This window comes from Pelagimonas sp. KU-00592-HH (assembly GCF_040369695.1).
Classification (GTDB): domain Bacteria; phylum Pseudomonadota; class Alphaproteobacteria; order Rhodobacterales; family Rhodobacteraceae; genus Shimia.
This window is the reverse complement of sequence record NZ_BAABWM010000001.1, coordinates 1,249,314-1,263,346: the sequence shown is the minus strand read 5'-3', so window position 1 is coordinate 1,263,346 and position 14,033 is coordinate 1,249,314. Positions and strand designations below refer to the sequence as shown.

Sequence of the window (14,033 nt, the reverse complement as noted above, 5' to 3'; positions counted from 1 at the left end):
GGATCAGCTCTTTTCCCGACGATCCGGAGTCTGGAGGTCATCACCCGTGTTGTGCAGTTGGTAGAGTTTGGCCGATTGCTTGTAGGTCGCGGCATAGACACCTGCGTTTGACCAGATGCCGGCCTTGTCCGAGGGCGAGACGGCATTCACGATGGCACCCGCGATGCGGCGTCGTGGCAGGCGTTGAATGGTGGAGCGCACCGCTTCGACAGAGGTGGAATTCAGTTGCAGAACCAGCGCGATGTCGGTGCTGCGGTCTGCGAGAATGGCCGTGTCGGCCAGGTGCGCGACGGGCGGGCTGTCGAGGACAACCAGATCATAGTGCGCGCGGGCGGTTGCGATGAAGTTGCGCAATTGCGGTCCGGACAGGAGATCGGAAGGTTGCCGCCCGTTCAGTTTGCCTGCCGGAACGATGTCGAGGATGCTGCTGTCATCGGCCTTGACCGGCGTCCAGCTCTGGCCCTGCAGGATTTCGCAGAGACCTTCCTGATCATCGAGTTTGTAGATCTCTGAAAGGCCCGCGTAGCGCAGGTCGGTATCGACCAGCAGGACCTTCTGTCCGCTGGAGCTTGCCGAGGTTGCAAGGGCCGCCGCGATCGAGGTTTTGCCCTCGGTTTCGCAGGCGGAGGTGATCAGGACAACCGGGGTTTCTCCGCTGCGACGTGCGACGGATTTGCTCCAGAGGTTCTGACGCAGAACGGACGTTGCGTCGGTGAATAGCGAGAAGGGTTCCTCGTTGATCACGTTCTGAGCTTTCTGGCCCTCTTCGAGAGTGGGCAGTACGGAAAGCACTTTCATGCCAAGGTCGCGTTCGACCTGTGCGATGGACGTGAACCTGGGGCGCAGGATGTCGCGCAGCAGCGACTGGACAACGGCAATGGCGGCCCCGAGCAGGAAGCTCAGAATGACCAGAACCTTGGTCGGTGGGTAGAACGGCAGAAGGGGCCAGGTTGCCGCGCTTATGATCTGGGTGCCGCTGGAGGCGAAAGTGCTGAGTTCCGTGGCGATCCCGGCGTTGTTGAGGTAACGCTCGTGGCGTTGCCGGTAGGCTTCGGCGATGCGTTCAAGATCGCGCAGTTCCGCCTGCGAACGGGTCTCGACTTCGGACTGCTGGCTTGCCTTGGCGACTTCGGCCTGCAACAGGCGAATCCGGCTTTGCAGGGTTTCGGTTTCATTGGCCAAAACTTCGGTAATACGGGCGATTTCCCCGGTCATCTGGTCTTCGATCGCCGCGAGGCGACGCAGGATCTGGTTGACCCTCGGGTTGTCGGAGGAACTTAGAAGCGTCGCCTCCTGCGCGCGTCGTTGCTGTTCAAGCTGCTGTTCGCGCAGGGCGGTGTAGATAACCGAGGTCTGCACCTCGGGAATGCTGCTGGCGTCGGTGTTTCCGGCCAGAACGCCCTTGGCCAATTCGAAAGAGGCCATCTTTTGTGCGAGTTCCGCGCGCGAGCGGATCAGTTCGGCATTCAGTTCGACAAGCCTTTGATCGCCAAGCGTCGGGCCGTCAAATTCGCCGATGAGATTGTTGTCGATCCTGAACTGTGTAACGGCGGCTTCGGCCTGTGTGACCTGCGCGCGCAGTTCCCCGGCGCGGGCATCAATCCATCCGCTCAACTCGCGGGCCTGGGACTGTCGCTGTTCGAGACGGATCTCGGTGTAGACACCGGCAAGGGTGTCCGCGATCGTGTGTGCCAGACGCGGAGAGACGGTGCGGACGTCGATGCTGACGACGTTGGTGTCCCCTTCGCGGGAGACGAAAACGGCTTCGCGCAGGATCTTGAGGGCCGAGAGGGTTTTCTTGTCGGGCACATTTGCCGGCAGGGGCGTGTTTGTCTGCGGCGTGGCGGACAGGGTGCTTTTGACCCAGCGGACGGATTGCGTGAACAGGCCGGGCTGTTGCGACTGGAAGCCGGGTTCGTCCAGCAGGTCCAGCTTGGTGATGACGCGTGACAGGGTGTCGTCGGATTCAATCAGGAGGATCTGGCCGTCCACATAGCCGGTGTCGGGCAGAACCAGACCGGATTTCCCGATTTCAATCGGGCTGGTTGCTGGCCGTTCGATCATCAGCTGGACCGAGCTTTTGTAGAGGCGGTCCATGCGCGTTGTCATGTAAAACGCGATGCTTGCAAACAGGAAGCCATAGGCAAGGATGCGCCAGCGGCTTTTCCAGAGGAAACGGGTGGTTTCCCGCAGAACTTCGGCGAAGGTTTGTGCGTTGCTGTCAGCGGATTGGTTTAAGCCAGTCTGTTCGTTCATGTGCCGGTCCTTTTCACAATGACCGAGGCGGTTTGGAGAGCCAGTTTCAAATCGACCCAAAAGCAGACGCTGTCGGCGTAGGAGCTGTCCATCCAGATGCGCTCATCATAGGTGGTCGTGCCGCGCCCGTGGACCTGCCAGAAACCGGTGAGGCCGGGTTTGAGGGACAGGTATGCGGGCAAGTGCGGGCCGTAGAATTTGAGCTCGTCTTCGGTGACCGGACGGGGGCCGACGAGGCTCATTTCACCGCTAAGGATGTTCAGAAGCTGGGGGAGTTCGTCGATGCTGGATTTCCTCAGGAAACGGCCAAGGCGGGTGATCCTCGGGTCGTGGCTGAGTTTTTGCTGGGTTTCCCATTCCTCGGCGGCAAGCACATTCGTGCGTACGATGTGGCGCAACAGGCGCTTGCTTTCGCTGCGCATGGTCTGAAGTTTGAAGCAGGGGAAGGGCCGGCCGTTCTGGCCAACGCGGCTGTGCGAGAAAAACGGTTTTTCCCCCGTGAGCGCGATCAACAGGGCGGCGATCACGATTATCGGTGTCGTCAGGACCAGCAACATTGTTGCCCCAACGATGTCAAAGATGCGCTTACCATACCTCTGGTAAAAGCCATGCGAGCGGCCATCTTGGGACCACTCGGTCAGTTGCACGTTGTCTATAAATCGTGCCGAAAACTCATGACGCTTCATCGGTACCCCCCGCTTCCATCCCTACGAGTGCCCAAATTCGGCATAGGAAAGATTGACATAAATTTGACACAATTCCTAGTAGAAGGGACATAATCCCTTGTTTCCCTTGGTTTTACGCATTCAAAAGAAACAATCTATCGAGCCAATGGCCTATTGGTTCGCGGGAGGATACGGTGAGGACGAAAAAGCCCGGCGCATTGATGGAAAACTCGGCAGGTCGTCTTGGAAATGAGGCGAAAATGAGACGTGGCAATGCGGGGTGTTCAACGGATTCCCGGAAAACGATTCTCAGTATCTGTGAAACCGCTCAGGGTGGTGTGGGGCGGTATCAAGAGAGTTTGCGGGCGTTGGGGGCGCAGGGTTTTGATTTTCATATCCTGTTGCCGGATGCCCATCGCGAGATTTTGGAAGACCGGCGAAACGTCGTGACATTCTCACGCGATCGCAGGGGGCCTGGGGCGATCTATCGGCTGATCCGCGCGGTTTTTGAACAGAAGAGGCGGCTGGGGCCGGATGTTCTGTTCTTCAACAGCACGTTCTCTTTGCTACCGCTATTTGCCCTGCGACTTGCGAGGGATCGGACACCCGCCGTTTATTGTGCGCATTGCTGGGCCGTGTCGAATTATGAGCCGACGAGCCTGAAGGGGCGTTTGGTTCGGTTCCTGGAAGGGCGGCTATGTGGGCTGGCCGATCTTGTGGTGAATGTCTCGGAAGGGGATGCGCAGCTGGCCCGCACCTTTGGCTACCGGGGACGGCATGTGGTGGTGGCCAATGCCACGCCGGATGTGGCGGAGGTGCAGCCCGTCGCGTTGACCCGGACAAATGACGACGAGGTTCAGCTGTTGTTCGTTGGGCGGTTTGACCGGCAGAAGGGGTTAGACATTCTGCTGGACGCCTTTGGCAAGGCCCGCCAGCGCGGCGCGAATGTACGGTTGCACCTTGTTGGCGCGCCGGTTCGCGGGAGCGATTTGCCGGTGATCCCCGAAGGGGTTGAGCAGCATGGTTGGGTGGAGCCCGGCCAGATCGACCGGTTCTTCAAGGCCGCAGACGCGGTTATTGTGCCTTCGCGGTGGGAAGGCTTGCCGCTCACGATTCCGGAGGCGCTTCGAAACGGGACGCCGGTTTTCGTCTCGGACAGGAGCGCGATGCCCGATCTGATCGAAGACGGCGTGAGTGGGGGGAGTTTCGATCTGTCCGTGGAGGCCCTGGTAGACTGTCTTGGCAGGATGGAGCGAGGTGAGCTGGTGGAGATGCGCGCGGGCGCGCGGGCCACTTATGAAGCGCGATTTACGATGGATCGGTTTTCGGATGCGCTGGCGCGGCATTTGCGGCAGGTTTTGAAGGATTGATCATGGCAGGCCCTCTTCCGAATTTCTTCATTGCTGGGGTTCCAAAGGCCGGAACGACCGCCTTGTTCAACTGGCTTGCAGCGCACCCTCAGATGAATGGGGCCTATGAAAAGGAAACCTGTTTCTTTGCCGATCCGGACAGTCATGCCTATCGGGCAGATTTCTGTGTTGCGCAGGGGCTTGATACCTATTCGTCGGCTTTTCCCGCGCCCACGCCGTCAACGCGGGTGACCTTCGAGGCGACGCCGTTCTACATCTACAGCCGTGCCGCGCTGGAGCATATTCCCGGCTTGGAAACTTGCCCGAAGGTGTTGTTCATCCTGCGTGATCCTGCGGATCAGATTGCATCGGTTTTTGACTACTTTCAGAACAATTTTTCCCATATTCCCGCCGGGCTGACGTTTGAGGCGTTCGTGTCGGCGGTTCATCAGGGCAACGGGGATTTCAAAGGCAACGAACTTGCGCGTAATGCGCTGGGCTATGCGGATTATCTTCCGTGGTTGATGGCGTGGCGCGAGCGGGTTGGCGAGGCACGTATGATGGTGCGCACCTTTGATCAGTTGCGGGACAATCCACGTGCGATCTGCAAGGAGATCGCGGGGTGGCTGGATGTCTCGGCAGAGTTCTTTGATGACTTTGTTTTTACAAAAGAAAATGAAAGCTATCGCCCGCGGAACAGGGCGCTGCAGACCCTAAATATTGCGGTGCGTGAGCGTCTTCCGAAAGGCAGGGTCTATGACATGGCGCGGCGTTTGTACCGGAAGGTGAACACGAGGCCGGTCGACAGGGCGGGCAAGGCAGAGACCAAGGCGCAGCTGCGGGCGGAGTTTGCAGCACGCAACCAATTGTTGGCCGAGACGTTTGATCTTGATCTGACGAACTGGGGTGGCTGAGGGCTATCCGGGTGTCGGAGCGAGCATCTCGCGATAGATTTCCAGAAGGCGCGCGACGTGGTTTCGAGGCGACACCAGTTCGGCGAGTTCGGGCGTTTCGAAAGGGGGAATCCGGGTAACGTCGAGCAGCGCCTGTGTCAGGGCATCCACGGTCGGGGCGTCAAAGATCACGCCATTTGTGCCATGCGACACAGATTCGCTTGCGGCGCACCATGATCCGCAGATCACGGGCACGCCACGCAGCAGGGCTTCGATCGGGACGAGGGGCTGGCCCTCGTACCAAAGGCTTGGGAAGACGACGGCACGGGCCGTGGAGATGTGGTGCTGAACTTGTTCCGGGCTGACCCATCCGGTGATCACCGCGTCGGGGTTGACGGCGCGGATGTTGTCGGCCTCGGGGCCGTCGCCGACGAATATGGCGGGGATATTGGCCTTTCGCGCGGCCTTGGCAAAGAGCGTGCAGCCCTTTTCGGGCGCGAGCCTGCCGATGAAAACGTATTCGCTATTGCGGGAGGCATCGACCTTTTCGCCGCCCGTGGCCACAGGATTGGGAAGGGCGTGAAGGCGGGTCGATGCGGGAAGATAGGGGGCCATGGCCGCGCGCTGGGTTTCGGAAATATAGGCGATGTGTTCGAGCTTGCCCGGCATCCGGCCAAGCGTGTTTGCGATCAGGGTTCTTAAGGACCGCCAGGCCTTGTGCGCGGGGTGGCGGGCGTCACAATTCGTGGACAGGCAGGCCGCTGACAGGGGCGATCGGTGGCAGATTTCCTGCTTGCGAAAGTCGAAGAAACCACCGTTGGGGCAGGCGAGAAAATACTCGTGCATCGTGTAGAGGGTTGGAATGGGGCTGGCGCCTAGCACGCGTCCGATGGATGGCGAAAGTGCCTTGGCCCAGCCGTGGCAGTGAATGACGGTGTGGGCGGGGTCGCAGGCGCCCAGCGTGTCTGCAAGTGCCCGGGCGGCAGAGGCGTTCCACAGGCCGGTCAGCATCGCGTTTACGCGGCTGGGGTTGTCCAGAAGGGTGTGCTGATCAAGGCAGACCGTTTCGATCCCTGTCGCGTTAAGAAGGGGATGAACTGGGCCGGTTGCCGCGAAGAAGGTGACTTTGATCCCCGCGTCGGCCAGCAGGCGGGCGCTGTCTATGGCAACCTTTGCTTGTCCGCCGTTGATGTCGGCGAAGTCGCTGACGATGACAACATGCCGGACTTGCATGTGTTGTATGTCGTCGGCATTTTTCATCTGGTTTCCAAGTATCTGAGGGTCGCCAGACCCGATCAGGATGGAACGTCGATACGGACTGTTCCGCCCCCGAGGTGCTGGATTTCGCTTGGGACTTGAGGCTAAGCTGTAGGGTAAAGCCTTGCAACCGGGCAGGGAACAAATTTTGGGATCGGCATATGAGTCCGCATATTTTGTTTGTTGCCAATGAGGTGTTGGGCTGGCGGACCTATGCGGACCAATTTGAAGCGGCGGCGTTGGACAGGACAGACGTCAAAGTGACGGTGTATCGCAGGCGTCCTGCCAAGATGCTCATGAGATTGGCGCGTCGCCATGCGGATACGGCTGTATCGCGGTGGTTTCGGCCATTTGATCCGATCACCTTGCATGGGGGGCGTCTTGGAAAGGACATTCGCCAGCAAGTGATGCTGCATCGGCCAGACCTGGTGCATTTTGCGGCACATTGGCCGGCGGGGGCGTTGCCGCGCGGTGATGGCGCGCCGCCCTTTACCCTCGCACTGGATGCAACACGCGCCTCGATCAGCAGGGACTTGCCTTTGGCGGGGTGGCGCGCGGGTGAAATCGAGACAGAGGCGAATGTGTGCCGCCGCGCCCGTCGGGTCTTTCCGATGAGCCGGTGGGCGGCGCGGTCGCTGGAGGCGGATTATGGGGTGCCGTCTGACCGCGTCGTCGTTGCGCCGCCTTCTTTGGGCCGGTCGCGGTGGCCCAAGCCCGCCGCATGTGACGGCGCGCCGGCGCAGATCCTGTTTGTCGGAAATGATCTGGCGCGAAAGGGGGCGCATCGTCTGGCGGAATGGGTTGAGGGGCCGTTGGCAGGCCGCTGTCATCTGACGATTGTATCGGGCGACACGGCCACGCCACCAGACGGGCCGAACATCACGTTCCTCGGGCGGGTGGACCATCAGAAGATCATCGAGAATATCTTTCCAAAGATGGATGTGTTCTGTCTGCCAACGCGGCTCGATATGTCGCCGTTTGTCGTTGTCGAAGCTGCGGCGGCTGGGCTTCCTGTGGTCGCGAGCAGGATCGGGGGCATGGAGGATCTGGTGCTTGACGGGCAGACGGGGTTTCTGCCGGATGCGGGAGATGACCAAGGATTTCTGGAGGCGTTGACGACTTTGATCGGGGATGGGGCAAGACGGCGTCAAATGGGAAGGGCGGCGGCAGAACACGCCGAGCGGCATTTCAACGGAACGCGAAATTTTCACGCGCTTCTGGATCAGCTGGCAGAGATCGCCACGAGGGAGGCGCGCGCGTGAGCACTTCCGAGACGGTTTCGCGTGAAGAGCTTCGGGGGCGGGTGGAGCCGTTTCTGATCGAGCGGCTGAACCCGCACGCCACAGCCTTTGACGTGCACCGTTTCATCCCAGAACCGACGTGGAACCGTTTCGACCTTGGTTTCAAGCTGCTTTACCTTGATGCGCTTGAGCACGGGGGGAGCGCCTATGCCGATGAGGTCTATCAGGCGCATATCGCGGCGTTTTCTCTGGGCGACATGGTGGAACCGGGCAATGAGGGCAAACTGGGGTTCGACAGGTTCAGGGCGGATTTCCAGAAGCTAAACACCGAGATTGCGATCAAGGGGTTTGACGCATCGGTCAGCCTTGTGCCTCTGGCCGAAGACGGGAGCATCCTGAACGCGGCGCATCGTGTGGCCTGTGCGATCAGGGCCGGGAAGGAGATTGCGGCGGTGGAGACCGGCCTTGATCCGATGGTGTTCGACTATCGGTTTTTTGCCAAGCGGGGGATGGACGAAGGAGATCTGGATGCCTGTGCCGTTCGCATGGTTGAGGCCATGCCGAATGCGGCGGTGGCCTTGTTGTGGCCTGCCGCGCAAGGACAGGACAAGGCGGTGGATCAGCTGATTGGGCCGCTTGTCTATCGTCGGCGTGTCGAGTTGACGATGGCGGGGGGGCACAACTTGTTGGCGCGGGTCTATCAGGGGGAGCCGTGGCTGGGTGAGGCGGAGGCGCATTTCCCCGGGGTTCGCCGCAAGCTGATGGCCTGTTTTTCGGGGCGCGATCCCCTAAGGGTTCTTGTCTTTGATGCCCCGCCCGAGCGGGACCGTGTGGCCCTGAAGGACGACATTCGCGGGATCTATGGCATCGGCAAGAGTTCGATTCATATCACGGATACCCACGCGGAGGCGGTCGAGCTGGCGCGGTTGCTGTTCAACGCGAATGCCCGCCATTTTCTGGATCACGCAAAGCCGACGGCGTTTGCCGAAACCGGGGCCAACGTGCAGGTGGTGCGGGATTATCTGCGAGATGTTGGAGGGGCGGCAGGAGAGGTCGCCTTTGACACGGGGATGGTGATGGGGGTCTATGGACTGCGGGCGCCGGGGGACATTGATGTGGTGACCGCCCTAGATGAGGCCGGTGCGCCGTTTGAGGCGCATGACGCCGCGTATCGCGATGTCGGGACGCAAGACCTGCTCAATGACCCGAGGCACCATTTTTATTTCCGTGGGTTCAAGTTCCTTAGTCTCGATGTGGTGCGCGATCTCAAGAAGCGTCGTTTGGCGGGGCGTGACAGGGAAGACCTGTTGCTGATCGAGCCGCTGTTGAAAGGGCAATCCGGCAAGCGGGGGGGATTGTCGCTTTCCCTGCGTGTGCGCATGGCCTTGCTCAAGGTGAGGCGGCGGGCGATCAAGATCTTGTTCCGGCTTGGGGTGGGCGAGACGCTGCGGCGCTGGTACCGGGCGGTTCTGCGGAAGTAGTGCCGTGTTTGGCGGCCTGATGTTCTGGCCGCCAGATTTCGTGTCTCAGGCCGCTTTGAGGCCAAGGATTTCACGGGCTTGTGCCGGCGTGGCGACGGGCCGGTCGTATTTGGCGCAGAGGTCGGCGGCGCGTTGGATCAGGGCGGCGTTCGAGGGGGCAAGGGTGTCTTTATCGAGGCGCACGTTGTCTTCGAGACCGGCGCGGGTGTGGCCGCCTGCGGCGATGGCCCATTCATTGACCACGATCTGGTTTGCACCGATGCCCGCGGCACACCATTCGGCATCGGGCGCGCGGGTCTGCATGGTGTGGACGTAGAAATCGAAGATTTCCTTGTCGCAGGGCATGGCGTTTTTCACGCCCATTACGAATTGCACGTAGAGCTTGCCGAACAAAAGCCCTGCTTCGCTGCGTTTGATGGCATGCAGGATGTGGGACATGTCGAAGGCTTCGATTTCCGGGGTGATCTCGTATTTGATCATCTCGGAGGACAGCCAGTCGATCAGTTCGGGCGGGTTTTCATAGACACGTGTCGGGAAGTTGTTGGAGCCGACCGAAAGCGAGGCCATATCGGGGCGCAGGGGCAGCATGCCACCGCGCTCGGCCCCGGCGCCAGAGCGGCCACCGGTCGAGAACTGGATGATGACGCCAGGGCAGTGTTTTTCGAGACCTTCCTTGAGCAGCGCGAACTTGTCGGGGTCGGAGGTCGGCGTGCCGTCGTCCATGCGGACGTGGGCGTGGATGATGCTGGCCCCGGCCTCGACGGCGGCGTGGCTGCTTTCGATCTGTTCCGACACCGTGATCGGGACGGCGGGGTTGTCCGACTTGCGCGGTACCGAACCGGTGATCGCGCAGCAGAGAATGCAGGGTTTGGTCATTGTGGGTCCTCGTTGCCACGCCCCGGTGGGGCGGGCGCTCAGATGTCGAAGAAGACGGTCTCGTCCTCGCCTTGGATCTTGATATCGAAGCGGTAGACGATTTGTCCATCGCGTTCGCCGCGCTTGGCCAGAAGGGTGGCGCGGCGGCGTTCCCACTCGATCAGGTTGATGACGGGATCGGCGGCGTTGGCCTCGGTTTCGTCGTCGAAATAGAGGCGGGTGTTCAGGCCGAGATTGATGCCGCGTGCGACGATCCAGAGGGTGATGTGGGGGGCCTGTGTGGTGCCATTGCGCCCCGGTGTGGCGCCGGGTTTCACGGTGTCGAAGCCCCATTTGCCGGTGTCGAAGTCGGTAATGACGCGACCCCAGCCGCGAAAGCCTTCCTCAACGTCACCAGCGTGTTCGGGGTGGGCGTAGATGCCTTCGCTGTTGGCCTGCCATGCCTCAAGAAGCACGTCCTTGATGGGAGAGCCGGTGCCGTCGATGACACGGCCTTCGACGCGGATACGTTCGCCCCTGGCATTGGGGCCTGCGATGTCCCAGCCGAGTTCTTCGCGGTAGATGTCAAAACCCGCCGCGCCGGGGGCGAGGCCGATGTGGACATAGGGGCCTGCGGTCTGGGAGGGGGTTTCTTTCAGATAATTCAGGTCTTGAGCCATTGGATCAGTTCCCCTCCAGACGGTTTTCAAACAGGGTCGAGCGGCGACCGCGCAGGACGATGTCGAACTTGTAGGCGATGGTATCCAGCGGGATGGTTGCGTTCATGTCGAGGGCGGCGATCAGTTGGTCGATGGCCTTGGGGTCGGGGATAGTGTTGACGATGGGGCACTTGGCAATCAGCGGATCGCCTTCGAAATAGAGCTGGGTGATCAGGCGCTGTGCAAAGCCGGAGCCGAAGACCGAGATGTGGATATGGGCGGGACGCCAATCGTTGACCCAGTTGCGCCAGGGATAAGCGCCGGGTTTCACGGTTCGGAAGTAATAGTAGCCGTTTTCGTCTGTCAGCGTGCGTCCGCAGCCGCCGAAGTTCGGATCGATCGGGGCAAGGTAGGTGTCTTTCTTGTGGCGGTAGCGGCCGCCTGCGTTGGCCTGCCAGATTTCCACCAGGGTATTCGGCACGGGGCGGGCGTTTTCGTCGAGCACGCGGCCATGGACGATGATGCGCTCGCCAATCGGGCTTTGGCCCGGTTGGGCGTAGTTCGACAGCAGGTCATTGTCGATGGCGTCGATGTCATTGTGGCCGAAGACCGGGCCGGTGATCTCGCTTAGCGAGTTTTCAAGCGAGATCGGCGCGTATTGCGGGGAACGGGCGACAGAGGTCTTGTAGCGTTCATCAAGGGCAGGGGGATGCCAGCGCCTGTCGCGTTGATAGAATTCCGCAGGTTGGGTCATGGCTGTGTCTCCTGTTCGGGTAGGGCGGCGTCTGCGTCCATTTCGGCAAAGGTCTGCTTGGCGAGTTTGAGCGCGTGGTTGGCGCGCGGGACACCGGCGTAGATGGCGACGTGCTGAAAGGCTTCGAGGACGTCCTGTTTGCTGGCGCCCGTGCGGGCCGTGGCGCGGATGTGCATGGGGATTTCCTCGAAGTTGCCAAGGGCGGCGAGGAGGGCGAGGGTGAGCATGGAACGCTCCCGGTCGCTGATGCCGTCTGAGGCCCAGACCGTGCCCCATGCCCCTTCGGTGATGAGGTCCTGAAAGGGCGTGTCGAAGTCCGTCTTTTCGGTTTCGGCCCGATTGACGTGGGCATCGCCAAGGATGTTGCGGCGAACCTGCATACCTGTTGCGAAGCGGTCGGTCATCTTGGTGTCTCCTTCGGCCTTAGTAGGGCAGGCCGACATAGTTCTGTGCAAGCACTGTTTGCGCGGCGCGGTTGTCGCGCAGGAAGGCGATGTCGGCGGCCTGCATCTTGAGATCGAACTCGGATTGGTCGGGGAAGCGGTGCAGCAGGTTGGTCATCCACCAGCTGAAACGCTCGGCTTTCCAGATGCGGGCGAGGGCCTTTTCGGAATAGGTGTCGATGCCGGTGTCATCGCCGTCGAGGTAGTGCAGGATCAGCCCGTTGTAGAGGTAGTGAATGTCGCTGGCGGCGGTATTGAGGCCCTTGGCACCTGTCGGGGGCACGATGTGGGCCGCGTCGCCGCAGAGGAACAGGCGACCCCAGCGCATCGGTTCGGTTACGAAAGAGCGCAGGGGCGCGATGGATTTCTCGATCGAGGGGCCGGTCACCAGTTTGTCGGCATATTCCGACGGGATGCGGCGCTTGAGTTCCTGCCAGAAGGCATCGTCGCTCCAGTCTTCGGGGCTGTCGGACAGGGAGCATTGAATGTAGTAGCGGCTGAGGTTTTCGTTGCGCATCGAGCAGAGGGCAAAGCCGCGGCTTGAGCAGGAGTAGATCAGTTCTTCGTGGACGGGCGGCGTTTCGGAGAGAATGCCGAGCCATCCGAAGGGATAGAGCTTTTCGTATTCGCGGCGCACGGTGAGCGGAATGGTCTGGCGGCTGACGCCATGGAACCCGTCGCAGCCCGCCACGAAATCGCAGTCGATCCGGTGTTCGACGCCATCGGTGGTGTAGGTGACGTGCGGCGTGTCGCTGTCGGCGCCATGTATCTGAACGTTTTCGGCGTTGAAGATGACCGTGCCGTCCATCGCTTCGCGCGCATCGTAGAGATCGCGTGTGACTTCGGTCTGGCCATAGACCACGACGGAGGTGTCAGTGAGGTCTTTGAAGTCGATGGTGAATTGGGTGTCGCCGTGCGAAATCACCGTGCCGTCGTGGACGAAGCACTCCTTGTCCATGCGATCGGCAACGCCCGCTTCGCGCATCAGGTTCACGAAGCCGGTCTCTAGGATGCCGGCGCGGATGCGGCCAAGCACGTAGTCCCTTGTTTTGCGTTCAAGCACGACGGTGTCGATGCCCTTGCGGTGCAGAAGTTGGCTTAACAACAGGCCGGATGGACCACCGCCGATGATGGCTACTTGGGTGCGCATGAATTCTCCTCCTGTGGGCATACTGCTTTCCAAATTTCTGGATGTAAAATGATGATGCGTGCTAGTTTGTTGCCAAAACGGATAAGTAAATGATCGATCGACGCATCAAGTTTCGCCACATCCAGTGTTTTGTCGAAATCTGCCGGGAGAAAAGCCTGAAGCAGGCGGCGGAGAAGCTGTTCCTTACGCAGCCCGCGATTTCCAAAACGTTGAAAGAGCTGGAAGAGATCCTTGGGGCGGCGCTATTGGTGCGCAATCGTGCGGGCGTTGCATTGACCAAAGAGGGCGAGGTGTTCCTGCATTTCGCCGAACAATCGCTGGCTGCGTTGCAACAGGGTCTGGCGGGGGTCGAGCAGGTTGGTGCAGAGGGCAAGGTGCGCCTCGCCGTCGGGGCGTTGCCCTCTGTGGCGGCGCGGTTGATGCCCGAAGTGGTGCGCGAAATGGCCGAGATCGCGCCGGATGTGGAAATCCAGATCATGGACGGGCCGCATGCCTATCTGGTGGATCGACTGCGGCTGGGGATGCTGGACGTTGTGATCGGACGACTGGGGCAGCCGGAAACCATGCAGGGGCTTTCGTTCACGCAGCTTTACGAAGAGCGGGTCGAGTTCATCGTTCGGGCAGGGCACCCATTGCTGGACTCGCCCGATCTCAAGCGAATCGGAGAGTGGCAAGTGATCTATCCGCCGGCGGGGGCCGCGATTCGGCCGCTTGTGGAACGCTTTCTGATCGCGCATGGCGTGGGGGAAATACCGGACCGATTGGAGAGCGTTTCGGGCGCTTTCGGGCGGGTTTATACGCGGCGGTCGGATGCGATCTGGATCATCTCGGCCGGGGTGGTGGCGAATGAAATTGCCGATGGCTTCCTTGTTCCCTTGCCTTTTGAGACAGGCATTACCCGCGGTCCGGTGGGGTTGATGTCACGCCCTGATGAAACGCTTTCCCCGCAGGAACAGCTTTTCCGGCTGGCGCTGGGGCGGGCGATTGCGCGCAGCGGGTTGAAAGAAAATATATCCGATTAAAAAAGTCG

The 14,033-nt window shown here is 60.6% G+C and carries 13 protein-coding genes; 5 read left to right on the top strand and 8 right to left on the bottom strand.

Features of this window, described 5'->3' with window-relative positions:
• Nucleotides 1-3 precede the first annotated feature (3 nt).
• Together ABWV42_RS06110 and ABWV42_RS06105 are read right to left on the bottom strand one after the other, a co-directional pair.
• Nucleotides 4-2,256 carry a GumC family protein gene (locus tag ABWV42_RS06110; RefSeq protein WP_353339323.1) on the bottom strand — a complete coding sequence of 751 codons (2,253 nt, stop codon included), beginning with the start codon at nt 2,254-2,256 and terminating at the stop codon, nt 4-6.
• On the bottom strand, nt 2,253-2,942 hold the full coding sequence (locus ABWV42_RS06105) for a sugar transferase (RefSeq protein WP_353339321.1): 690 nt from the start codon (nt 2,940-2,942) through the stop codon (nt 2,253-2,255). The genes ABWV42_RS06110 and ABWV42_RS06105 overlap by 4 nt, the downstream gene beginning before the upstream one ends.
• A gap of 200 nt (nt 2,943-3,142) precedes the next feature.
• On the opposite strand from ABWV42_RS06105, the gene ABWV42_RS06100 reads away from it, so the two are divergent.
• Together ABWV42_RS06100 and ABWV42_RS06095 are read left to right on the top strand one after the other, a co-directional pair.
• Entirely contained in the window at nt 3,143-4,291 is a 1,149-nt protein-coding gene (locus ABWV42_RS06100) for a glycosyltransferase family 4 protein (protein ID WP_353339522.1), read from the top strand.
• A 2-nt stretch (nt 4,292-4,293) separates the two neighbouring features.
• Entirely contained in the window at nt 4,294-5,184 is an 891-nt protein-coding gene (locus ABWV42_RS06095; protein WP_353339320.1) for a sulfotransferase family protein, read from the top strand.
• Between the two features lie 3 nt (nt 5,185-5,187).
• Here the strand turns inward: ABWV42_RS06095 and ABWV42_RS06090 are convergent, their stop codons facing one another.
• The gene (locus tag ABWV42_RS06090) at nt 5,188-6,423 is read right to left on the bottom strand and encodes a glycosyltransferase family 4 protein (RefSeq protein WP_353339318.1); all 1,236 of its coding nucleotides are present in this window, start codon (nt 6,421-6,423) and stop codon (nt 5,188-5,190) included.
• A 158-nt stretch (nt 6,424-6,581) separates the two neighbouring features.
• On the opposite strand from ABWV42_RS06090, the gene ABWV42_RS06085 reads away from it, so the two are divergent.
• The gene (locus ABWV42_RS06085; protein WP_353339317.1) at nt 6,582-7,682 is read left to right on the top strand and encodes a glycosyltransferase family 4 protein; all 1,101 of its coding nucleotides are present in this window, start codon (nt 6,582-6,584) and stop codon (nt 7,680-7,682) included.
• Entirely contained in the window at nt 7,679-9,142 is a 1,464-nt protein-coding gene (locus tag ABWV42_RS06080) for a hypothetical protein (protein ID WP_353339316.1), read from the top strand. Before ABWV42_RS06085 ends, ABWV42_RS06080 begins: the two co-directional genes overlap by 4 nt.
• A 45-nt stretch (nt 9,143-9,187) precedes the next feature.
• Here the strand turns inward: ABWV42_RS06080 and ABWV42_RS06075 are convergent, their stop codons facing one another.
• The 5 genes from ABWV42_RS06075 to pobA are packed head-to-tail and all read right to left on the bottom strand — an operon-like array spanning nt 9,188 to nt 13,003.
• Nucleotides 9,188-10,018, bottom strand: a complete 831-nt coding sequence (locus tag ABWV42_RS06075) for a 3-oxoadipate:acetyl-CoA acetyltransferase (RefSeq protein WP_353339315.1) — start codon at nt 10,016-10,018, stop codon at nt 9,188-9,190.
• 38 nt (nt 10,019-10,056) lie between these two features.
• Nucleotides 10,057-10,677: a protocatechuate 3,4-dioxygenase subunit alpha gene (pcaG, locus tag ABWV42_RS06070; RefSeq protein WP_353339313.1), complete on the bottom strand. Its 621-nt coding sequence runs from the start codon at nt 10,675-10,677 to the stop codon at nt 10,057-10,059.
• A gap of 4 nt (nt 10,678-10,681) precedes the next feature.
• The gene (pcaH, locus tag ABWV42_RS06065; protein WP_353339312.1) at nt 10,682-11,410 is read right to left on the bottom strand and encodes a protocatechuate 3,4-dioxygenase subunit beta; all 729 of its coding nucleotides are present in this window, start codon (nt 11,408-11,410) and stop codon (nt 10,682-10,684) included.
• The gene (pcaC, locus tag ABWV42_RS06060) at nt 11,407-11,814 is read right to left on the bottom strand and encodes a 4-carboxymuconolactone decarboxylase (RefSeq protein WP_353339311.1); all 408 of its coding nucleotides are present in this window, start codon (nt 11,812-11,814) and stop codon (nt 11,407-11,409) included. The genes pcaH and pcaC overlap by 4 nt, the downstream gene beginning before the upstream one ends.
• Nucleotides 11,815-11,833: 19 nt before the next feature.
• Entirely contained in the window at nt 11,834-13,003 is a 1,170-nt protein-coding gene (gene pobA, locus ABWV42_RS06055; protein WP_353339310.1) for a 4-hydroxybenzoate 3-monooxygenase, read from the bottom strand.
• A gap of 89 nt (nt 13,004-13,092) precedes the next feature.
• Here pobA and pcaQ point away from each other — a divergent pair, with 89 nt between their 5' ends.
• Nucleotides 13,093-14,025 (top strand): pca operon transcription factor PcaQ, encoded by a 933-nt coding sequence (gene pcaQ, locus ABWV42_RS06050; protein ID WP_353339309.1) that lies wholly within the window; start codon nt 13,093-13,095, stop codon nt 14,023-14,025.
• Nucleotides 14,026-14,033: the final 8 nt, after the last annotated feature.

Excerpts from the sequence above, each read along its gene's own strand:
- pcaG (WP_353339313.1), bottom strand. The coding sequence starts at position 10,677 with ATGGCTCAAGACCTGAATTATCTGAAAGAAACCCCCTCCCAGACCGCA.
- ABWV42_RS06095 (WP_353339320.1), top strand. The coding sequence starts at position 4,294 with ATGGCAGGCCCTCTTCCGAATTTCTTCATTGCTGGGGTTCCAAAGGCC.
- ABWV42_RS06090 (WP_353339318.1), bottom strand. The coding sequence starts at position 6,423 with ATGAAAAATGCCGACGACATACAACACATGCAAGTCCGGCATGTTGTC.
- ABWV42_RS06110 (WP_353339323.1), bottom strand. The coding sequence starts at position 2,256 with ATGAACGAACAGACTGGCTTAAACCAATCCGCTGACAGCAACGCACAA.
- ABWV42_RS06085 (WP_353339317.1), top strand. The coding sequence starts at position 6,582 with ATGAGTCCGCATATTTTGTTTGTTGCCAATGAGGTGTTGGGCTGGCGG.
- pcaH (WP_353339312.1), bottom strand. The coding sequence starts at position 11,410 with ATGACCCAACCTGCGGAATTCTATCAACGCGACAGGCGCTGGCATCCC.
- pobA (WP_353339310.1), bottom strand. The coding sequence starts at position 13,003 with ATGCGCACCCAAGTAGCCATCATCGGCGGTGGTCCATCCGGCCTGTTG.
- pcaQ (WP_353339309.1), top strand. The coding sequence starts at position 13,093 with ATGATCGATCGACGCATCAAGTTTCGCCACATCCAGTGTTTTGTCGAA.
- pcaC (WP_353339311.1), bottom strand. The coding sequence starts at position 11,814 with ATGACCGACCGCTTCGCAACAGGTATGCAGGTTCGCCGCAACATCCTT.
- ABWV42_RS06075 (WP_353339315.1), bottom strand. The coding sequence starts at position 10,018 with ATGACCAAACCCTGCATTCTCTGCTGCGCGATCACCGGTTCGGTACCG.
- ABWV42_RS06100 (WP_353339522.1), top strand. The coding sequence starts at position 3,143 with ATGGAAAACTCGGCAGGTCGTCTTGGAAATGAGGCGAAAATGAGACGT.
- ABWV42_RS06105 (WP_353339321.1), bottom strand. The coding sequence starts at position 2,942 with ATGAAGCGTCATGAGTTTTCGGCACGATTTATAGACAACGTGCAACTG.